18 protein-coding genes and 1 other annotated feature are annotated in these 20931 nt (G+C 41.4%); of the genes, 3 read left to right on the top strand and 15 right to left on the bottom strand.

Features of this window, described 5'->3' with window-relative positions:
- The 4 genes from ISX45_RS01560 to ISX45_RS01545 form a co-directional block, all read right to left on the bottom strand.
- Window positions 1–1068 (bottom strand): ABC transporter ATP-binding protein, encoded by a 1068-nt coding sequence (locus tag ISX45_RS01560; protein WP_181555782.1) that lies wholly within the window; start codon window positions 1066–1068, stop codon window positions 1–3.
- Window positions 1069–1079: 11 nt separating this feature from the next.
- Complete coding sequence (locus ISX45_RS01555; RefSeq protein ID WP_181555781.1) at window positions 1080–1997, bottom strand: ABC transporter permease; 918 nt, start codon at window positions 1995–1997, stop codon at window positions 1080–1082.
- Between the two features lie 2 nt (window positions 1998–1999).
- Window positions 2000–2935: an ABC transporter permease gene (locus ISX45_RS01550; protein WP_181555780.1), complete on the bottom strand. Its 936-nt coding sequence runs from the start codon at window positions 2933–2935 to the stop codon at window positions 2000–2002.
- Window positions 2936–3033: 98 nt separating this feature from the next.
- Window positions 3034–4677, bottom strand: coding sequence for a peptide ABC transporter substrate-binding protein (locus ISX45_RS01545; RefSeq protein WP_194519826.1), 1644 nt, complete (start codon window positions 4675–4677; stop codon window positions 3034–3036).
- 612 nt (window positions 4678–5289) lie between these two features.
- Window positions 5290–5523 (top strand) — a binding site (T-box leader).
- 54 nt (window positions 5524–5577) lie between these two features.
- Here ISX45_RS01545 and trpS point away from each other — a divergent pair.
- A complete protein-coding gene (gene trpS / locus ISX45_RS01540; protein ID WP_181555778.1) occupies window positions 5578–6567 on the top strand; it encodes a tryptophan--tRNA ligase in 990 nt (329 codons plus the stop codon).
- A 30-nt stretch (window positions 6568–6597) separates the two neighbouring features.
- Here the strand turns inward: trpS and ISX45_RS01535 are convergent, their stop codons facing one another.
- The 5 genes from ISX45_RS01535 to ISX45_RS01515 all read right to left on the bottom strand — a co-directional run bounded on the left by ISX45_RS01535 (window position 6598) and on the right by ISX45_RS01515 (window position 10831).
- Window positions 6598–7338, bottom strand: a complete 741-nt coding sequence (locus tag ISX45_RS01535; RefSeq protein ID WP_181555777.1) for a YjbA family protein — start codon at window positions 7336–7338, stop codon at window positions 6598–6600.
- 87 nt (window positions 7339–7425) lie between these two features.
- The gene (locus ISX45_RS01530; protein ID WP_181555776.1) at window positions 7426–7632 is read right to left on the bottom strand and encodes a YuzI family membrane protein; all 207 of its coding nucleotides are present in this window, start codon (window positions 7630–7632) and stop codon (window positions 7426–7428) included.
- Between the two features lie 81 nt (window positions 7633–7713).
- Window positions 7714–8514, bottom strand: coding sequence for a DUF2268 domain-containing putative Zn-dependent protease (locus ISX45_RS01525; RefSeq protein ID WP_228485606.1), 801 nt, complete (start codon window positions 8512–8514; stop codon window positions 7714–7716).
- A gap of 91 nt (window positions 8515–8605) precedes the next feature.
- Window positions 8606–9847, bottom strand: a complete 1242-nt coding sequence (gene fabF / locus ISX45_RS01520; RefSeq protein WP_181555775.1) for a beta-ketoacyl-ACP synthase II — start codon at window positions 9845–9847, stop codon at window positions 8606–8608.
- 51 nt (window positions 9848–9898) lie between these two features.
- Complete coding sequence (locus ISX45_RS01515) at window positions 9899–10831, bottom strand: beta-ketoacyl-ACP synthase III (RefSeq protein WP_181555774.1); 933 nt, start codon at window positions 10829–10831, stop codon at window positions 9899–9901.
- Window positions 10832–11005: 174 nt separating this feature from the next.
- Here ISX45_RS01515 and ISX45_RS01510 point away from each other — a divergent pair, with 174 nt between their 5' ends.
- Window positions 11006–11293: a hypothetical protein gene (locus ISX45_RS01510; protein ID WP_181555773.1), complete on the top strand. Its 288-nt coding sequence runs from the start codon at window positions 11006–11008 to the stop codon at window positions 11291–11293.
- Between the two features lie 99 nt (window positions 11294–11392).
- On the opposite strand, the gene ISX45_RS01505 is transcribed toward ISX45_RS01510, so the two are convergent.
- Window positions 11393–12124, bottom strand: coding sequence for an alpha/beta hydrolase family protein (locus tag ISX45_RS01505; RefSeq protein WP_194519825.1), 732 nt, complete (start codon window positions 12122–12124; stop codon window positions 11393–11395).
- 163 nt (window positions 12125–12287) lie between these two features.
- Between ISX45_RS01505 and ISX45_RS01500 the strand changes: the two genes are divergently transcribed.
- Window positions 12288–12470 carry a DUF2929 family protein gene (locus tag ISX45_RS01500; RefSeq protein WP_181555771.1) on the top strand — a complete coding sequence of 61 codons (183 nt, stop codon included), beginning with the start codon at window positions 12288–12290 and terminating at the stop codon, window positions 12468–12470.
- 195 nt (window positions 12471–12665) lie between these two features.
- Here ISX45_RS01500 and clpB read toward each other — a convergent pair whose 3' ends face one another.
- The 5 genes from clpB to ISX45_RS01475 form a co-directional block, all read right to left on the bottom strand.
- Window positions 12666–15266, bottom strand: coding sequence for an ATP-dependent chaperone ClpB (gene clpB, locus ISX45_RS01495; RefSeq protein ID WP_194519824.1), 2601 nt, complete (start codon window positions 15264–15266; stop codon window positions 12666–12668).
- 161 nt (window positions 15267–15427) lie between these two features.
- Window positions 15428–15607 carry a YjzC family protein gene (locus ISX45_RS01490; RefSeq protein ID WP_181555769.1) on the bottom strand — a complete coding sequence of 60 codons (180 nt, stop codon included), beginning with the start codon at window positions 15605–15607 and terminating at the stop codon, window positions 15428–15430.
- 122 nt (window positions 15608–15729) lie between these two features.
- A complete protein-coding gene (argF, locus tag ISX45_RS01485) occupies window positions 15730–16689 on the bottom strand; it encodes an ornithine carbamoyltransferase (RefSeq protein ID WP_181555768.1) in 960 nt (319 codons plus the stop codon).
- Window positions 16686–19820, bottom strand: coding sequence for a carbamoyl-phosphate synthase (glutamine-hydrolyzing) large subunit (locus ISX45_RS01480; RefSeq protein WP_194519823.1), 3135 nt, complete (start codon window positions 19818–19820; stop codon window positions 16686–16688). The genes argF and ISX45_RS01480 overlap by 4 nt, the downstream gene beginning before the upstream one ends.
- Window positions 19813–20883, bottom strand: a complete 1071-nt coding sequence (locus ISX45_RS01475) for a carbamoyl phosphate synthase small subunit (RefSeq protein ID WP_181555766.1) — start codon at window positions 20881–20883, stop codon at window positions 19813–19815. Before ISX45_RS01475 ends, ISX45_RS01480 begins: the two co-directional genes overlap by 8 nt.
- Window positions 20884–20931: the final 48 nt, after the last annotated feature.

Below are 20931 nucleotides of genomic sequence, written 5' to 3'. Positions count from 1 at the left end.
TTACTCACTCTCCTTTACAACGACAGGTTTCTCATAATTAGAGGAGAGTTTACGCAAGCGTTTTTTTACAGCTTCAGGCGGCTCCACTTTTGGTGCATCTGGATGAAGCAGCCACGTTGCCGCATAGTGCGTATCAGAAACTTTAAACATCGGCGGTTCCATCTCAAAGTCTATCTTCATCGCGTATGGATTGCGCGGAGCAAACGCATCTCCCTTTGGCGGATTCGTTAAATCTGGCGGGGAGCCTGGAATCGCTGCTAATTCCGTCTGGTCATCGCTGTCAAGGCTCGGCATGGAAGCAAGCAATCCCCAAGTGTAAGGATGTCTTGGGTCGTAAAAAATTTCATCAACCGTGCCCATTTCAACGATTTTCCCTGCATACATAACAGCAACACGATCGGCTACGTTGGCTACTACCCCTAAGTCATGGGTAATAAAGATAATGGACGTCCCTGTTTTCTTCTGTAAATCTTTCATCAATTCTAAAATTTGCGCCTGAATTGTTACGTCCAAAGCAGTTGTCGGTTCATCCGCAATTAATAGCTTCGGGTTCGAAGCTAAAGCAACTGCGATCATTGCCCGTTGTCTCATCCCCCCGGAAAACTCGTGAGGATATTGGTTCACACGCTTTTCCGGCATTGGAATTCCAACGAGTCGTAACAATTCAATAGCCCGTTCTTTTGCAGCTGACTTGGACATTTTTTGATGTTTAATCAAAACCTCCATAATCTGATGACCGACTTTCATCGTTGGATTTAATGATGTCATCGGGTCTTGAAAAATCATCCCGATCTCTTTCCCGCGAATTTGTTCCATTTCTTTATCTGTTTTTTTGACAAGATCTTCCCCATTAAATATAATTTGACCACTTTTAATTTTTCCAGGTGGAGTTGGAATAAGGCGCATAATGGTTTGGGAAGTGACGCTTTTTCCAGAGCCTGATTCACCCACAATTGCTAATGTTTCGCCTTTATTTAGATGAAAACTTACACCGCGAACGGCTTGTACCTCTCCACCATACGTTTGAAACGAGACTTCTAAATTTTTCACTTCCAACAGTTTTTCCATCTTCTCACACCTTACTTACGTAATCTTGGATCTAATGCATCGCGTAATCCGTCCCCAACTACATTAAACGCAAAAATCGTCAAGCAAATAAATGTAGCTGGGAAAAACAGACGCCACGGATAATACTGTAATGCTTGTACCCCATCTGAAGCCATTGTTCCCCAACTTGCCAAAGGTTGCGGAACACCTAATCCTAAATAACTTAAAAACGCCTCTGTAAAAATTGCGGTAGGAACTGATAATGTCATCGTAACAAGAATCGAGCCCATTGCATTCGGAATTAAATGTTTAAACATTATTCTTGATGTACTTGCGCCAAGCGTTTGCGCTGCCAGAACATATTCCTGATTTTTCAGTTGCAGCACTTGTCCGCGAACAATACGGGCCATGTTAATCCACCCGGTAATTGTCATTGCTAGAATCATTGTCCCTAATCCTTGTCCGAGAATAACCATTAACAAAATGACTAAAAGTAAGTAAGGGACCCCATATAAAACATCAGCAATGCGCATCATAACTTCATCCGTTTTACCGCCGCGATAACCAGCAATGCCGCCCCAAAGCACCCCAATGAATAAATCAATCAACGCTGCTGACAATCCGATAAATAAAGAAACACGGGCACCATACCATGTACGTGCAAATATATCGCGCCCAAGCTCGTCCGTACCAAACCAATGTTTGGAAGACGGCGGCTGGTTCGTATTCATTAAGTCATTCGTTGCATAGTCATATTTTGTCATATGCGGACCAAAAATGGCCATGAACACTAAAAGGATTAATAAAACTAATCCAAACATCGCTAGTTTATTTTTACGAAAACGTATGAAAACATCTTTCCAAAATGACAAGCTTGGTTTTGATATTTTTTCAGCTTCCCTACTATCTGCTATCGCCGGCTGAAACATCTCTTTAGGAATTTGCTGCATGATTACTCTCCTTTCTTACCACCAGCTAACTTAATACGTGGGTCAATAAAGCCATAGGCAATATCAACTAGAAGAACAGCCACTAATAACAGAATGCTGTAAAACACAGTGACTCCCATAATCGTTGTATAATCGCGGTTAGAAATACTTGTTACAAAATGGCTTCCAAGACCAGGGATACCGAAGATCTTTTCGATAACGAAACTACCCGTTAAAATTTGTGCAGACAAAGGTCCAAGATATGTTACAACCGGTAATAACGCATTACGAACAGCATGCTTCACCGTAATTTGACCTCTTGAGAGCCCTTTTGCTTTCGCCGTTCTAATATAATCATTGCTCAATACTTCTAACATACTTGAGCGAGTTAAACGGGCAATAAACGCCATCGGCGTCGCTGCAAGAGCAAGTGCTGGTAAAACAGTATGCTGTAAAGACTCCCAACGCGCAACTGGAAACAAGCCCAATTTAATCGCTAAAAAGTATTGTAAAATAGACGCCATAATGAAACTTGGAACGGAAATTCCCAACACCGCGAGCACCATCGCAGTGTAATCTTGCCATTTATTATGGTTCAGTGCTGCAATAATTCCTAATAAAACCCCAATACTTATCGCTAACAACAATGATTCCATTCCAAGGAAAAATGATACTGGAAAGCCCTCGTTAATTAAATCGTTCACCGTTTGTCCTTTATATTTAAATGAAGGACCGAAATCCCATTTTGCAATGGAAACTAAATAATCAAAGTATTGGTTATACCAAGGGCGATCTAACCCATAAAATTCATTTAAGTTTTTTTCAATTTCCGGTGGAACCTGTTTTTCACTCGAGAACGGTCCTCCCGGAGCAGCCCGCATTAAAAAGAATGTCACTGTAACAATTAAAAATAAGGTCATAAGAATGTAAAGCAAACGTTTGCTTATATATCTCAACAAATTTCCTACACCTCCATTTTCTTGAAAATACCTTAACAGGAAATGAAGGTATATGAGGCCTCCCTCATATACCTTCTTTTCTTTCACTGCGTACGATTTTATTTAAAATACGCCCATTTAAACTGGACATCACCAAGACCTGACATTTCTACACCTTTTAAGTTATCTTTTTGAACCCAAGTATTTGTATAGAAATAAATTGGTGCAACCGGCATTTCATCCATTAAAATGGCCTCTGCTTCTTTTAGCAGTTCTTTACGTTTTTCAGGGTCCGTTTGTTTTTGAGAATCGATTAACAATTGTTTATATTTCGGATTTTCCCAGTTTGTATCGTTGTTTCCGCCCTTTTTGTCACGGAACAACTCTAGGAAGTTGATTGGATCGTTAAAGTCGCCTAACCATCCCATACGGCCGATTTGATAGTCGCCAGAATGCAATTTATCAATGTAAACAGCCCACTCGGCATTCTCAAGTTTTACTTCAATACCTAAGTTTTTCTTCCACATATCTTGAACTGCTTGGGCAATTTTTGCATGTGCATCATCGGTATTATATGATAGTGTAATTGGCGGTAAATCTTTTACATCTTTTAATCCAAGCTCTTGGAGACCTTTTTTCAAGTACTCTTTTGCTTTTTTTACATCGTTATCTTTAAAATACCCTTTTTTGTTTTCAGGGAACATCGTCGGTGGTACAGCAGCCATAGCCGGAATTTGTTCGCCTTTTGATACGTTTTTAACAATCGCTTCACGATCGATCGCATACGCAAGAGCTTTACGAATGTTGACATTGTTCAACGGTGGCTTTTCTGTATTAAATTTATACCAGTAAGTACCAGCAATTGGTTGAACGTGTAATTTACCTTCCTCTTTTAATTTTGGTAAAGAGTCTGGTGGCAATTGGCCAGTAGGCATACCTGCCCAATCTAGTTCACCATTATTAAACATCGAAAGCTCCGTGTTGGTATCATTGACCATAACCATTTCAATTTTTGTTAATTTTACGGTTTTTGCATCCCAGTAATTTTCATTCTTTTCAAGAACGATTTTGTTATTGTGTTCCCAACTAACCATCTTGAATGGTCCGTTAGAAGTATACTGGTCGCCAGCGTTTGTATACCATTTTGGATTTTGCTGAGCAATTTTGCTATTTACTGGGAAATACGTATAGAACGCAGTTAATTCTAAGAAATAAGGTGTTGGGTTCTCAAGCGTAACTTGTAACGTTTTGTCGTCAATTGCTTTCACACCAACATCTTCCGCTTTTGCTTTTCCTTCATTATAGGCTTGAGCATTTTTAATGTAATAAAGCTGATAAGCATATTGCGATTGATTTTTTGGATCTAATGCCCATTTCCACGCATATTCGAAGTCTTTTGCGGTAACTGGGTCACCGTTTGTCCATTTTGCGTCGCGCAATTTAAATGTGTATGTTTTTTGATCATCAGAAACTTTGTAGCTTTCTGCCATCGCTAACTCAGGTTTGCCATCTTTAATACGAGTTAATCCTTCAAATGTTTGATACAATACGTTAGCAGAAACGGAATCATTTGCTAAACCTGGGTTTAGTGAGAATGGTTCTGTTTTAATGTTCACATGCAATTCTTGTGGGACATTAGCCGCTTTGTCCTCGTCTTTCCCTTTATCGTCAGTGGATCCGTTCTTTTGAAAACCACCACACGCGGAAAGGAAAAGACTTAACACTAGCATTAAGCTAAAAAGAATGGAAAGCCTTTTCTTCATAAATTTCCCCCCTAAAAAAATTATTTTATGTTCAAAAGCTCTACGTAAAAACGTGGAACTTTTGTTAATGAAGTTGCTTGTTTACATCGTATAACCATGTTAGCCATCACAATGTTATGTATAATTTTATGAAAACAAAATCTATACCTTCTGATTTATCAGAATATTTTATCCAAACCCTATTATAAATGTTATTAATATATTTGAAAAGAATTTTTTACACCTATTTTCTGAATTTTGTTTTGCTTTAAATTATTTATGTTTTTAGTTAATTAGCATTTTATAGTGTTTTTTGATAAATGTAAATGAAAAAAATTTACAAAATTAATATTAAAGCGTTTACATTCTGTTTTTTTTACTTTACATTTACAGACTATCAACAACTTTTTTGAGCATATATTTTTATAAAATAATTTTATCAATAAATCATATATTATTAAAAAACAGTTTGAAATAAAGACAATTATTCGTGTTTAAATGAGGAAATAAGATAGATCATTTTTAATATAATATTATCCTAGCGCTAAATGATTTGTTTTATGCAATAATTCTTAATTGTGTATCATTCTTGCATAAAAGATAGGTATAAGTTAAAATGAAGAGTACAATAGAGAGAATGCGATGAGAAAGAATAGTACATATTGCGATGCATGCAGAGAGCTTGTGGGTGGTGCGAACAAGCGGCTAGCAATATGGAATGGGCTTTCGAGCATCCAAGCTGAACTGGGAGTAGGCTTGGACGTCTGCCTTGCGTTACAAAGGTGCCATGCAAAAATAGCATGGAACAGAGCGATTGTACGTGAAGTACAATAACTAGGGTGGCAACGCGGTCCTATCGTCCCTAATTGAGCGGGAGGTAGGACCTTTCTATTTATATGTATAGTGTAAAGGAGTGATTTTATGAAGACAATTTTTTCAGGTATTCAACCAAGCGGTGTCATTACGCTTGGCAATTACATTGGTGCGATGCGACAATTTATTGAATTACAGCACGAATACAACTGCTATTTTTGTATTGTTGATCAGCACGCGATTACTGTTCCACAGGATCGCCTTGAGCTTCGCAAAAACATTCGCAGTCTAGCTGCGCTGTATTTAGCGGTCGGCATCGATCCGAACAAAGCGACATTATTTATTCAGTCAGAAGTCCCTGCGCATGCACAAGCCGGATGGATGCTGCAATGCATCGCTTACATCGGCGAGCTCGAAAGAATGACACAGTTTAAAGACAAGTCAGCCGGGAAAGAAGCGGTAAGCGCTGGGTTATTAACGTACCCTCCGCTTATGGCAGCTGATATTCTCCTTTACAAAACGGATATTGTTCCTGTCGGCGAAGACCAAAAGCAGCATATTGAATTAACACGTGACTTGGCGGAACGGTTTAACAAACGCTACGGAGAAATTTTTACTCTTCCAGAACCGCGCATTCCAAAAGTAGGAGCTCGCATTATGTCCCTTGCCGATCCGACGAAAAAAATGAGCAAATCTGATCCAAACAAAAAGGCATTTATTACACTGTTAGATGATGCAAAAACGATTGAAAAGAAAATTAAAAGCGCCGTTACCGATTCGGATGGAGTCATTAAATACGATAAAGAAAATAAGCCGGGCATTACGAACTTGTTAAACATTTACTCTATTTTGGCAAACAAATCGATTGAACAACTAGAACAAGAATATGCAGGAAAAGGGTATGGAGAATTTAAAGCCGATCTTGCTCAGGTGATCATTGATACCCTCACACCGATTCAAGAAAAATACTACCATTTAATGGAGAGTGATCTTCTCGATCAAGTGCTTGATGAAGGCGCAGAAAAAGCGAATCAAGTCGCAAATAAAATGTTAAAGAAAATGGAAAACGCAATGGGATTAGGAAGAAAACGTAAATAACAAAAAGCAAGCCTATTTGCGGCTTGCTTTTTAATTCACTTTTGGCTCTTGTTCCATTTCCCATAACTTTTCAAAAAATGGCTGACCTTTTATGAGTTTTTCGCATAATTGCACATGTTTTTCCGACCAGCCGTACTTCGTTTCCTCATATAAATGTTGCCATGCTTCTTCAAACGACATTTGTTGAATCGAAGGATATTTGTGAGGTGCCCACTCCGTATACCAATAACGTACTTCAGCGACGTTTTTCATGGAATGAAGCTGATCAAGTGCCATAAATAACAGTTGCTTCAATTGGCGTTCTTTTCGTGTTAATCCGCTCATAAGCTGCGGAGATGGTGACAAAATATGATGCTCTTTTTTATACGTAGGTAACGGGTATTGTTCTTCTTGTTGCTCAGCTACCATTTCATATACGAGTTGCTCTTGTCTTGGAATGAGCCGGCTTTTGCGAATCGGAATATTGTAGCCAATCGTATCAATGGCAAGAATCCCTGTTCCATCTGTAATAACGAAACAATAGTCAAGCTGAATTCGCTCATGATTTTTACGTACATACGCTTTCTGGTATACATCATCAAGAAGTGGCTGTGGAATTTCCGATAAACTGTTTTCAATATAATCAAATAACGCAGAGGAAACTTTCAGTAGCGGCACTTGGTCTAATAGTTCGACTTGATCATCTTTCCGCCATTCATGAAAATGGCAAACATTGTATCCGTTCTCTTCTCCTTCAAACCAATTGACCCAAATATCATGAAGATATAACATAAGAATACCCCTCACTTCAAAAAACTATTTGTCCATCAGTATAGGCAGAGGGGACTTATTTTATTCCACTTCACCCTTTTTTATCCACTATTCTTCACGATAGGAAAAATATAGACTTACCCACATCAAAACAATTCCAATTGGTAGAAAATAACATTCGATACGCGTGCTAACAAATCGAAAATAATCAACCCATCCTCGTTCGGGTGTAATAATGTTCAAATAAGCAATGGAAGTAACCCCTCCAATCACTGAAAGGCCAAAACCGACTAAATAAATAAATACGCGCATCATTACGCCCTCTTCTTTCTATCATCAACTTGTCCATCTTATTTCTACATATATGAACTGTAACTTGGGGTCATGACTATATTTTTATTCACCTAGTCGAGCAAGCTGCACGATGCGCTCAGAAGACAATTCCATAAGCTCGGAAAAACGAACTCCTCTTTTTTGCAAACAATGGTGGACGATAGAGTATCCGACTGCATATCCAAGCATGTTCGGATAAAAACCAAGTCCGTAGAGAAGGCGGTTATATAACGGATGGTGGACAGGAATGGACTGATGTGGAGACAGATAGCGTCGCCAAAATTGTATAATCTCTTGTTCCGAATAATATGTCGTCCAGTTCGCTTTATATGTGTCTCCAACGTATTCACGAACCGCATTTTCTGCTAGCCCTTCCAAAATGATGGCATCAAGTAACGTATAGTCATCACTTTGTTTCTCGTGCTTGGCAAAGCGCCAGACATGATTATACTCATGCGTGAACACCGCTTTGATTTCTTTTTCTGTATGATGCGGTAATAAAAATAGGAACAATTTATCAGGGTAAGCCAGTCCGCCTTTGCTATTAAATTCACGGGCTAGTTTTCGATTATGCGGATCCGCCGGAAAAAGAAAAATTGGTACATCGGGACTGTTCCATTGTTTTTTTAATGCTTCGTATATCGTTGTAATATGTTTCCACATTCGTTTCTTTTTCATTTGATCTACGATGTTGGCTATATCGTTTGACGGCTGGTACATCCCATGCTGGATGAGATGCAGATAAATATCACGAGCTGTTGCCTCTTCAAAATAAGGAGTGAGTCGTTCACATAGTTGAAGCGGACGGGAATGTAATTTTACTAACCACTCGTCGGTACGCACGATCGGCACTGTCTTATTCACACCTTTCTCTTGCTTTTTCCCATCGTATGAAATAAACGAAAAGAAGGTGAAAAAAAGGCTATCTCATCCTTGTCTGAGATAGCCCTGTTCGTTATTTTGTATATCTTTTAAAAATCAATGTCGCATTATGGCCGCCAAACCCAAGCGAATTGCTGAGTACCGCATTGACTTCTTGACGTCTTGCTACGTTTGGTACATAGTCAAGATCACACTCTGGATCAGGTGTTTCGTAATTGATCGTTGGCGGAATGATTCCTTCTTTAATCGTTAATACAGAGAATACTGCCTCCACAGCTCCTGCGGCTCCCAACAAATGTCCAGTCATTGATTTCGTCGAGCTAATTGCCAATTTATACGCATAGTCGCCGAATACTTCTTTAATCGCCATCGTCTCATATTTATCGTTATACTCCGTGCTTGTACCGTGTGCATTAATATAATCGATTTCTTCTGGCTGCATTCCGGCGTCTGCCAATGCTTTCCGCATTGCACGCGCGCCGCCTTCCCCACCTGGAGCCGGCGCGGTAATATGATACGCATCCCCTGTCGCTCCATAACCGACAATCTCGGCATAAATGTGAGCACCGCGTTTTAACGCATGTTCTAATTCCTCTATTACGAGAATGCCAGCGCCTTCTCCCATGACAAAACCATCGCGGTTTTTGTCAAATGGGCGGCTCGCTTTGTTTGGATCCGGATTTGTTGATAAAGCAGTATTGGCGCAAAAGCCAGCTAGCGACATTTTCGTAATAGGCGCTTCTGTTCCACCAGTAATCATGACATCTGCATCACCGCGCTGAATCGCTTTAAACGCGTCACCAATAGAGTTCGTTCCCGTTGCGCACGCAGTGACGGTACAAGAGTTAATTCCTTTCGCTCCTAGAATGATCGACACTTGACCAGCCGCCATATCCGGAATCATCATTGGTACAAAAAATGGACTGACACGACGATAACCGCGTTGCTGGAAGATTTCGAACTGTTGCTCGAATGTTTCCATCCCGCCGATTCCAGAGCCGATCCAGACGCCGACTCGTGTCGCATTTTCTTCCGTAATTTCTAGCTTCGCATCCTTAACAGCCATAAGCGCGGCGGCAACCGCATATTGCGTAAAGCGGTCCATTTTTCGCGCTTCCCGTTTATCTATATAATTTTCTGGATTAAAATCTTTTACTTCTGCTGCTACTTTTGCCGGAAAGTCGTCAGGATTGACACGAGTCAACGGCCCAATTCCTGTCCGACCGGCAATTAAATTGTTCCACGTCGTTTCAACATCGTTTCCAAGCGGAGTAACTGCACCTAGACCTGTGACAACGACTCTTCTCTTTTCCATTCTTTTGTCTCTCCTTTTTCTTGTAATGAAAGAGTGTCGATGGTCGATGATTTAGCGACCCCATCGTAACGCGATCGCTCCCCATGTTAGGCCGCCACCAAAACCAACCATAATAATCAAATCATCGTCTTTAATTTTCCCTGCTTCCAATTCTTCGACAATCGAAATCGGAATGGAGGCTGCCGACGTATTTCCATACTTTCTTACCGTTGTCGACATTTTCTCTTCCGGCAACTCTAGTCGCTGCCTTGCAGCTTCGACGATGCGGATGTTGGCTTGATGCGGGATGAGAAAATCAACGTCTTGCTTTGATAAACCTGCTTTTTCTAGCACATTAATGCATGATTCTCCCATTTGCCGAACGGCAAATTTGAACACTTCTCTCCCATTCATAATGACATATTCGTCTTGGTATAAATGTTTTCCTCCTGTTCCATCAGCTCCTAATTCAAATGATAAAATGCCCCGGCCTTCAGAAACGGGTCCCATTACCACTGCGCCTGCGCCATCTCCAAATAACACAGCAGTATTTCGATCGTTCCAATTGACGATTTTCGATAACTTCTCAACACCAACTACTAATATATAGCGATACGCTCCATTGTCAATAAATTGTTTTGCCGTGACCATACCGTAAATAAAACCCGCACATGCCGCACTAATATCAAGCGCCGCTGCTTTGGTCGCTCCTAGACGTTCCTGCAGCATACACGCAACCGATGGAAACGGACGGTCCGGCGTCACCGTGGCCACTAAAATTAAATCAATGTCGGTTGCTGAAATTCCTGCATCCTCTAATGCTTTTTTAGCTGAAAAATATGCCATATCGGATGTATCGATATTGTCAGGAGCAATTCTTCGTTCCTCAATTCCCGTTCTCGTCCGAATCCATTCATCAGACGTATCCATCATTTTTTCTAAATCAAAATTGGTTAACACCTTCTCCGGTAAGTATCGCCCAATCCCTATAATACCTGCACCCACGCTGAACAACTCCTTCAGTATTATATAACCAATTACTATTACTTGGTACTAATTTTATCGGAATTTTGTTAAACGTGCAATACAAATATTTGGTACGTGGTATACGTCTAATCAATTCTTTTTTTTTCACATAAAGTGCTAATAAAGAGGAAAGGGAAAGGAGAGGAAAGCATCATGGAAGACACGGAACAAAATAAGCAAACTGACCAAGAAGCCAAGGAGCAAAATGAGCAGACTAACCAACGAGAGGATCGTTTTTCCCGTTTAATGTTCGGGCCGTTTCCGTCACGTCAAAGAGAGAACGTTCTAGGAAAAAGCGAATTTAGCGAATTCCCTCCGCAACAAGGGCTCGATTTTATGCAATTAATGCAAGATATTGATACGCTTGTCTCCTCATTTAATCAATTAAAGCCCCTTATGAAAAAATTCACTTCCTTTGTTGACCTTTTCAAAAAATCATAACGACAACGGTTCCCCGATGAGGCATGTTCTTGTTTGAATGCCTCTTATTTTCTTTGCCAAAAATAATTCCCCTACCGTTTCTATACTCGATAGAGGAATTTATTGTAAATCATTATATTGCTGATAAAATTGATGAATCGCTTTGGAAAAGCTGTATCTTTTTTCTGGTAAATGGTATGCAACATCCACCTGACCTTTTACCTTCCTCGCTAATTCCTCATATTTTCGACAATGAAAAGAGGAAGGATAAGAAGTAACACCCGATAGTTGCCATATCTTAATGGGAACGCATGATTGAACAAATGATAATGAAGGGACTGCGTCTTTTATATTCATTTCGTCGATTTCATACGCTACCGAAATTTCTTTGACCATTCGTTTGTAAAAAAACTTATTTTCTTTTTCATACGCCAGCTGCGCTTGTAAATCTAAGCATGGGCTTAACATCACTACCGCGCGAATTTGCTGTGGCAGTGTTTCAAGCAACCGCAGTGCGACAAGAGCTCCCATTCCTTCAGCAAGAATATAGATGCGATTGTTTAATATTTCACTTTTTAACACGTAGTAAATCAGTTGCTTTACCAAACGGACTGCCTTAGGACTCCCCCAATGTCGACCATATAAATTCGAATAAAAAATGGTATATCCATATTCACGTAGATCGTTAAGAAGCTGGCGTCTTCCTTTATGCTGTAGCCAAAAACTTGTGCTGTCACTGACGAAATGGTTCGTGTCACCAAGGATGAGAATTGCAAATCCGTTCGGGCGCTCCGGCAAGTGAACTACACACCATTGATCATCAAGCTGGAAAAAACGTTGTTGAACCTCCATTCGTATTCACCCTTACTTTTTACAGAGCATAGTTGCACAGTATACTGTATGCAAAAGATGCTAAGAAGTAAGGGGATATTGCCCAAAAACAAAAGGACATTTTCGATTTCTATAAGTTATGGTAAGATAAAAACGGAATGTTACAAAGATTGAGGTGAATGCGGTGAAATTTTTTTGGACATTTTTTTGGACGTTTCTGCTAGTACAAATGGCCACATACGTCATTGGCTCAATGCAAGGTATTGCTTATCACTTTTCAACAGGAGCTTTATTAGGGGTTGTTGTTACGATTCTCATCATCATCATCGCTAACTTACTTCCTGACGAACCAGTTGAACATCACTAAGAAAAGCGGAGGTGACTTGCCTAACCGCAATGGGCAAATGTTCTTCCCCCGCGGAAATGTCTGCATTCGAGGGTGAAGGTGATTTGGCCCGAGCGGTTGGTCACCGGAGCTAGACAAAAAGAAAAGCGAAAGCGGCGCGTGTAACTTCGTAAGAAATAAGGCTGTCCCGAAAGTAAAGGGACAGCCTTGTTCATTTTATTTCGCTGTCACAACGATTTGTCCGCCTTCATAATCAACATCGACTGTGCTGTAATCTTTGATACGGCCAGCGATGATTTCTTTCGCTAATGGGGTTTCAATATGTTTTTGAATAAATCGTTTTAATGGTCGTGCTCCGTAAACCGGATCGAATCCGGATGTAGCAATGTATTCTTTTGCTTTTTCCGTCAATGTGAGGGAAATATGGCGATCGGCCAGCCGCTTGGCAAGTTCCTTCACTAATTTTTCGACAATTCCTTTTACTTCTTTCGTTGTTAACGGTTTAAATAAAATAACATCATCCACGCGGTTTAAAAATTCCGGACGGAAATGAGCGCGCAATTGTTGTAATACTTGTTCTCGCGTTTCTTCTTTGATCTCTCCATCCTCTTTGACTCCTTCTAACAACGCATGCGAGCCCATATTTGATGTCATAATGACGACCGTATTTTTAAAATCGACCGTGCGCCCTTGGGAATCAGTAATACGTCCATCATCCAACATTTGTAATAAAATATTAAACACTTCTGGATGCGCTTTTTCGATTTCGTCAAGTAAAATGACGGAATACGGTTTGCGCCGTACCGCTTCCGTTAATTGCCCCCCTTCTTCATAACCGACATAACCAGGCGGAGCACCAATTAAGCGCGATACCGCATGTTTTTCCATATATTCGGACATGTCGATGCGAATCATTTGTTCTTCGCTATCAAATAACGCTTGCGCGAGCGCCTTCGCCAGCTCCGTTTTTCCGACACCGGTTGGTCCTAAAAAAATAAAGGAACCGATCGGACGATTAGGATCTTTAATGCCCGCACGAGCACGCAACACCGCATCAGCGACAAGCTCGACCGCTTCATCTTGCCCGATGACACGCTCATGTAAAAGGTCATGCAGACGCAACAGTTTTTCGCGTTCCCCTTCGACTAATCGTGTTAACGGAATTCCTGTCCATCTTGAGACGATTTCCGCGATTTCTTCCTCTGTTACTTCCTCACGAAGGAGACGACCTTCTTTGTTTGTTTCGTTCATTTGCTGTTCAAGCTGCTTTAATTGTTTTTCCAGCTGTGGGATGCGACCATGGCGAAGTTCAGCAGCTTTATTTAAGTCATACTCGTTTTCTGCTTCTTCCAATTCGCGTTTAGCTTTTTCAAGAGCTTCACGAACATTGCGCACTTGTTGAATCGCTTCTTTTTCTTGTTGCCATTGCGCTTTCATGCTGTTTGCTTTTTCGCGCAAATCGGCGAGTTCTTTTGTTAAAGTCTCGAGCCGCTCCTTGCTTGCTTCATCCGTTTCTTTTCGCAACGCCGCCTCTTCGATTTCCAGCTGCATGACTCGCCGCATCACTTCATCAAGCTCGGATGGCATGGAGTCAATTTCGGTACGAATCATCGCACACGCTTCGTCGACTAAATCGATCGCTTTATCAGGTAAAAAACGGTCGGAAATATAGCGATCCGATAATGTTGCTGCCGCCACAAGAGCACGATCGTGAATGTTGACGCCGTGATGGATTTCAAATCGCTCTTTTAAACCGCGCAAAATGGAAATCGTATCTTCGACGCCCGGTTCTTCGACAAGCACTTGTTGGAACCGACGCTCCAAGGCCGGGTCTTTCTCGATATATTGCCGATATTCATCGAGTGTTGTTGCACCAATGCAATGCAATTCCCCGCGCGCTAGCATCGGCTTTAGCATGTTTCCAGCATCCATTGCGCCTTCTGCTTTTCCCGCTCCGACAATCGTGTGCAATTCGTCAATAAATAAAATAATTTTTCCTTCGCTTTTTTTTATTTCATTGAGCACCGCTTTAAGACGTTCTTCAAATTCACCGCGAAATTTCGCTCCGGCAACAAGAGAACTCATGTCTAAGGCAAAAATCGTTTTATCTTTTAACCCTTCTGGAACGTCTTTCCGAACAATACGTTGCGCCAACCCTTCAACGATCGCTGTTTTTCCGACGCCCGGCTCCCCGATTAACACCGGATTGTTTTTTGTCTTGCGCGATAAAATGCGAATAACGCGGCGAATCTCACTATCGCGACCGATGACAGGATCGATTTTTCCCGCTCTCACTTCCGCTACTAAATCGCGGCCGTATTTTTTTAGAGCTTCGTATGTAGCTTCTGGAGTTGGACTTGTCACGCGCTGATTCCCCCTTATTTCTGTTAATACTTTTAACAATGATGAACGGTCAATACGGTATTGCTGGAGCAAATGGCTAATATCGTTGTTTTCAATTGTTAATGCCAATAATAAATGTTCGACTGATAGATATTCATCTTGCATTTGCTTTGCCTCTTGTTCGGCATTCGTAATGAGGCGTTGCAAGCGATGGGTCATATAGATGTTTCCTTCTTCGACCCCTGCGCCAAGTACTTCCGGTTTTTTCTTTAAACGCGCTCGCAACTCGTTCGTGAACGCCTCTACATTCACATGAAGCAGAGTTAATATTCTTCCTGCTAGTCCTTCTTCTTGTTGAAGCAAAGCGAGTAAAAGATGCTCGATATCCATTTGTTGATGATGATGTTTCACAGCAAGAGATTGGGCAGCGATGAACGCTTCTTGCACTTTTTCTGTCATTTTATTTATGTTCATTGCTTTCGCCCCTTTTTTGACTTTTTTTGACCTTTAAAGTCATTATAACGGATGCTCCCTTTTGAATTCAAATGGAAAGCCATCCCCATATGAGAATGGCTTTTTCGCATGATTAAGAAAGTATAACTTTTTACCGTTCACAGCGTCCCCGCTTTTCTTGTTTACGGTTTTCGCATATATGTCCAATGACGATTATGGTTCGATGTTTCTGGGAACGTGTCTCCGGCTTTTAACCTGATTTTCTTTGGATGCTTCACATTATCTCCTGTTTCACCAATTTCGATATAGACACCATTGTTCGGTGCTTTATCCCCCGGTCCAAAATGTCGTCTCTGGCCCATCTTCATTCCTCCCTTAAACCAAAGGTACATTATTAACGTTCCCGTTGTCTCTTCCGTTCATAACTACGCAAATGATGGTACAACATGATAAAAGCACCGGAATGTAATCCAGTGCTTTTCGTTTATACTAAAAGAGATAGTAAAATCGCTTTTTGTACGTGAAGTCGATTCCCTGCTTGTTGAAACACAAATGAATGAGCGCTGTCAATCACATCAGCTGTCACTTCTTCACCACGATGTGCCGGCAGGCAATGGAGAAAGATGTAATCATCTTTCGCTTTTTGTACTAGCTGCTCATTGACTTGAAACGGCTGAAAGACAGAAAGCCGCTCTTCACTTTCTTGTTCTTGTCCCATGCTCGTCCATACATCGGTGTAAATGACATCTGCACCTACCACTGCTTCGCTTGGATCATGCGTAACGGTAATCGCTGCTCCTGTTTGTTCTGCCGCTTTTACTGCCTCTTTTACATAATTCTCTTTCGGTTCATAGCCAATCGGACAAGCGATTGTACAATCCATGCCCACTTTTGCTGCGGCGATCATTAACGAATGAGCAACATTGTTGCCGTCACCGACATAAACAAGCTTAATCCCTTTTAATTTCTTTTTTAATTCATAAATTGTTAATAAATCGGCTAATGCTTGACACGGATGATCATCGTCGGTTAAGCCGTTAATGACAGGAATCGTTGCATAGTGAGCTAATTCCTCAATTTTACTATGGGCAAATGTACGAATCATAATTGCATCAACATATTGGGATAATACTCTTGCTGTGTCAGCAATCGTTTCGCCGCGACCGATCTGTAAGTCATTACTATTTAAATAAAGGGAATGGCCTCCTAATTGCGTCATTCCAACTTCAAATGATACTCTCGTGCGCGTTGATGGCTTTTCAAAAATCATTGCTAATGTTTTTCCCGCGAGCGGAGTATAACGTTCCCCCGCGCGCTGTTTTTGTTTTAATTCCGCAGCTAGTGCTAATACATCATGAATTTCTTCCGAAGAAAAATCGATTAGTGTTAATAAGTCTTTTCCTTTTAACGAGGAACTGATTGTTTGTTTTACGACTGGGTTCATACAATCACCGCTTTCTCTGATTTTCTTTTCTGTTCGAGCCAATTTTGAATAGACGAAACAGAAGCATTATCAATACCGATCGCCTGTAAAAATAGCTCACATGTTTCTATTTCTGTAAAGGTGATGATTTGTCGGGACAACGCAAGCATTCTCTCTTCGGTGCTTTCAGTATCTTTTTTCAGATTAAAAAACGCTAACGCTTCTTTTCGTTTCACCCATTGGGCAAACGGTATATCCGTTACAATGGTAAGTTGTTTATCTTCAATGAGTTCAAGTAGTGACTGCATATTGTTCATATCAATATCTACATAAATTTCATAAGCGCCGCCTTTTTTAGATAAATACGAATGGAACGCCTTAGCTGCCGCTTCAGTCACTGTTTCAGCGATGCTGATGCCTTCTCCTGTCGATTTCATTTCCGGACCGACGAGAGGATCGACTCCCGGCAATTTATGCGTTGAAAATACCGGATATTTTAAAACGATATATGGCATATTCGCTAATCCTCGGTGTTTTTCGCCAACCGAGTCACACAAACATTTCCCAAGCAATAATTTTGTCGCAATTTGCGCGAGCGGAATTCCTGTCGTTTTGCTGACAATCGGCACGGTACGGCTTGCGCGCGGATTGACTTCTAGTACATACACTTGACCGTTGGCAATGACATATTGAATATTCATAATCCCTTTAAATTGGAGTTTTTGAACAATTTTTTCCGCGAACGTCATGATTTGCGTTTTCTCTTCTTCCGTCAACGTCTGAGCGGGTAAGAAAGCATAACTATCTCCAGAGTGGACTCCCGCTTTTTCTACATGTTCAATAATCGTTGGAAGCAACATCGCTTCTCCATCGGCGACAACATCGACTTCCGCTTCTTTTCCGTCTAAATATGCGTCGATTAAGACCGGATATGTAAACGTTAATCCTTCTTTTAACAGTTGCTGCAATTGTTGTTCATTGTTGACGATAAACATTCCTTTTCCGCCAATAACATAGGAAGGGCGAAGTAAAACCGGATAGCCTACCGCTTTGGCATTGGCGATGAGTTCATTTTCATCGTTTGCCATTAACCCCGGTACATGTGGAATATCGAGCTCTTCTAGTAATTGATAAAAGCGGTCGCGATCTTCAAGTTGGTCAATGACGTCATGGGAAACACCAAGAATGGTTACGTTCGCTTCTTCTAATCCTTTCACAAGGTTAATAGCCGTTTGACCGCCAAATTGAACGATCACTTTTTCAATTCGTTCCGCTTCAATAACATTTAACACTTCTTCTAACGTAAGGGGCTCGAAATAAAGGCGGTCCGCCACAGCAAAATCGGTACTTACTGTTTCTGGATTGTTGTTAATCAAAACCGTTTCATATCCTTCTTCTTGCAACGCATAAACGCTATGAACGGAGCTGTAGTCAAATTCAATGCCTTGCCCGATCCGAATCGGACCTGCTCCGATAATTAACACTTTCTCTTTATCACTTTCTTTTCTCTCATCTTGGCCAAAATACGTCGAATAATAATAGTCCGTTTCCGAATGGAACTCTGCTGCGCATGTGTCAACCATTTTGTACGAAGGAACAATGCCAAGCTGTTTCCGTTTTTCTCTTACCGCCCATTCACTTACGTTCCAGACATCAGCTAAAAACGCATCGGAAACCCCTTTTTCTTTCAAAAGACGGAACGTCGCTTCATCAATATCGTCTAAACTTGTTTCTTTCGCTTTCTGTTCCAACAAAATAAGCTGATAAAAGGAATTCAAAAAGAATCGATCAATCTTTGTCAATTCATAAATCGTTTCGATCGTTTCCCCGCGGCGGAATAGCTCGAGAATCGCAAAAAAGCGACGATCATCTTTGTTAACAAGAAGTCCTTTAAGTTGCTCATTCGTTTGTGCTGCTAATTCCGGTAAACATAACCCGACGTTTTCTCCTTCTAACGAATGGACTGCTTTTTGAAAAGCGCGCTCCATATTGCGGTCAATCGCCATGACCTCACCGGTCGCCTTCATTTGTGTACCGAGTCGGCGATCGACGTGAGGGAATTTATCAAACGGTAGGCGTGGAAACTTGACAACAACGTAATCAAGAGCTGGTTCAAAGCTGGCATACGTATTTTTCGTTACCGGATTTAACAGCTCCGCCAATGTATAGCCGACCGCTAATTTCGCTGCGATGCGCGCAATCGGATAGCCCGTCGCTTTTGACGCGAGCGCGGAAGAACGGCTGACACGCGGATTGACTTCGATTAAATAGTAATGTTTGCTGAATGGGTCAAGGGCAAATTGGATATTGCATCCGCCGATAATGCCAAGAGCAGAAATAATTTTGACTGCAGCGGAGCGCAACATATGGTATTCTTCATCTGTTAATGTCTGCGATGGAGCGACGACAATAGAGTCGCCGGTATGCACACCGACCGGGTCGACGTTTTCCATATTACATACGGTAATACACGTATCTGTATGGTCGCGCATCACTTCGTATTCAATTTCTTTATAGCCGGCGACACTTCGCTCAATAAGACATTGCGTAATCGGGCTTTCCGCTAATCCTTTTTCGACTAAAGCGACAAATTGCTCCATCGTCATTGCAATACCACCGCCTGTTCCCCCTAACGTATAGGCAGGGCGGATAATAATTGGGAAGCCAATTTTTTCAGCAAATGCGACAGCATCGTCTACGTTTGTGATGATCTCGCTCTCTGGAACCGGCTCTCCTAATTCATACATGAGTGAGCGAAACGCCTCGCGATCTTCCCCTTTTTTAATTGCGTCAATCGGCGTTCCGAGCAACTTTACGCCGTATTTTTCTAAAATTCCGGCTTCATGAAGTTGGAACGCTAAGTTTAACCCCGTCTGTCCTCCGAATGTTGCTAACAAGCCATCGGGTCGCTCTTTGGCAATAATTTTTTCGATGCTATCGACAGTTAGCGGTTCAAAGTAGACGGCATCCGCATGAACTTCGTCTGTCATAATCGTTGCCGGGTTATTGTTGACTAAAATTATACGGTAGCCTTCTTCTTTTAATGCAATACACGCTTGAGTGCCGGAATAATCAAACTCGGCTGCCTGACCAATGACGATCGGTCCGGAACCGATGATTAAAATCGATTGCAGCGTTAAATCCTTAGGCATATACTTTCTCCCCTTTTAGCACGGTTTGTAAAAATTCATCAAAGATGTCATTCGTATCGCTAGGGCCGGGATGTGCCTCTGGATGATATTGCACCGATAAAATTGGCTTGTAGCGATGCACCATTCCTTCGACCGAGCTATCGTTCACGTTCGTAAACCGAACAATGAACGGTGTATTCGCTAAGCTGTTTTCATTAACGACATAGCTATGATTTTGCGAAGTCATGAATACTTTCTTTTTAACTGCATCATACACCGGTTGATTCGCCCCGCGATGTCCAAAGCGAAGTTTTTCCGTATTCGCTCCGTACGCCAACGCCACTAATTGATGACCTAAACAAATCGCAAGTGTCGGATAATGATCGATGATATGGCGAATATTCGGCAAATGTTTCGAAAGTTGTTTCGGGTCTCCCGGTCCGTTCGATAACACAATGCCGTCCGGCTGAAGCGCTTGAATCGTTTGCGATGATGTATAGTAAGGAACGATGGTTACTTTGCATCCTCTTGTGACTAATGATTGTAAAATCGATTTTTTATAACCAAAATCGACTAACACAATGTGTGTGTCTCCGTTTCCGTATGTTTCGATTTGCGAGGTTGAGACTTCACGCACAGGAAACGCTTTTTCTTGTAACGCTTGGATATCACATTCCGCTTCCAATGTGATATTGCCAAGCATTGTTCCCTGGTTGCGAATGTCTTTGACTAAGGCCCGTGTGTCTACATGAGTCAATAGAGGAATATTCCATTGCTGCAAATATTCTTTTAAGCTATATTCCGCTTCATAGTGGTATCCCTGAGCACTTGCCTCATAGACAATGACCGCCTGTACATGCGGACGTTTGCTTTCAAAATCTTCGGCGTTAATTCCGTAATTTCCAATTAAAGGATACGTAAATACGACGATTTGATTTTTATAAGAAGGGTCCGTCAGCACTTCTTGGTAACCGGTCATGCCGGTAAAAAAGACGACTTCCCCGCTCACTTCACTGTCTGGAAGCGGAAATTCAAGCCTTCCCGCAAATTTCTTTCCGTTTGCTAAATGCAAATACGCATTCATGATTGCCACCTCATGATCGAATTTTTATTTACTAATAAGAATTTTTAT

Origin of the sequence: Thermaerobacillus caldiproteolyticus (genome assembly GCF_015326725.1) — a bacterium.
Classification (GTDB): Bacteria; Bacillota; Bacilli; order Bacillales; family Anoxybacillaceae; genus Thermaerobacillus; species Thermaerobacillus caldiproteolyticus.
Note: the sequence above shows the minus strand (reverse complement) of the source record. Positions and strands in the feature narration are given on the sequence as shown.

Bases quoted from the DNA above. Each gene is read 5' to 3' on its own strand.
- ISX45_RS01505 (WP_194519825.1), bottom strand. From the start codon at position 12,124: ATGGAGGTTCAACAACGTTTTTTCCAGCTTGATGATCAATGGTGTGTA.
- ISX45_RS01530 (WP_181555776.1), bottom strand. From the start codon at position 7,632: ATGATGCGCGTATTTATTTATTTAGTCGGTTTTGGCCTTTCAGTGATT.
- trpS (WP_181555778.1), top strand. From the start codon at position 5,578: ATGAAGACAATTTTTTCAGGTATTCAACCAAGCGGTGTCATTACGCTT.
- fabF (WP_181555775.1), bottom strand. From the start codon at position 9,847: ATGGAAAAGAGAAGAGTCGTTGTCACAGGTCTAGGTGCAGTTACTCCG.
- ISX45_RS01480 (WP_194519823.1), bottom strand. From the start codon at position 19,820: ATGCCTAAGGATTTAACGCTGCAATCGATTTTAATCATCGGTTCCGGA.
- ISX45_RS01475 (WP_181555766.1), bottom strand. From the start codon at position 20,883: ATGAATGCGTATTTGCATTTAGCAAACGGAAAGAAATTTGCGGGAAGG.
- ISX45_RS01510 (WP_181555773.1), top strand. From the start codon at position 11,006: ATGGAAGACACGGAACAAAATAAGCAAACTGACCAAGAAGCCAAGGAG.
- ISX45_RS01535 (WP_181555777.1), bottom strand. From the start codon at position 7,338: ATGTTATATCTTCATGATATTTGGGTCAATTGGTTTGAAGGAGAAGAG.
- ISX45_RS01555 (WP_181555781.1), bottom strand. From the start codon at position 1,997: ATGCAGCAAATTCCTAAAGAGATGTTTCAGCCGGCGATAGCAGATAGT.
- ISX45_RS01490 (WP_181555769.1), bottom strand. From the start codon at position 15,607: ATGGGCCAGAGACGACATTTTGGACCGGGGGATAAAGCACCGAACAAT.
- ISX45_RS01545 (WP_194519826.1), bottom strand. From the start codon at position 4,677: ATGAAGAAAAGGCTTTCCATTCTTTTTAGCTTAATGCTAGTGTTAAGT.
- clpB (WP_194519824.1), bottom strand. From the start codon at position 15,266: ATGAACATAAATAAAATGACAGAAAAAGTGCAAGAAGCGTTCATCGCT.
- argF (WP_181555768.1), bottom strand. From the start codon at position 16,689: ATGAACCCAGTCGTAAAACAAACAATCAGTTCCTCGTTAAAAGGAAAA.
- ISX45_RS01560 (WP_181555782.1), bottom strand. From the start codon at position 1,068: ATGGAAAAACTGTTGGAAGTGAAAAATTTAGAAGTCTCGTTTCAAACG.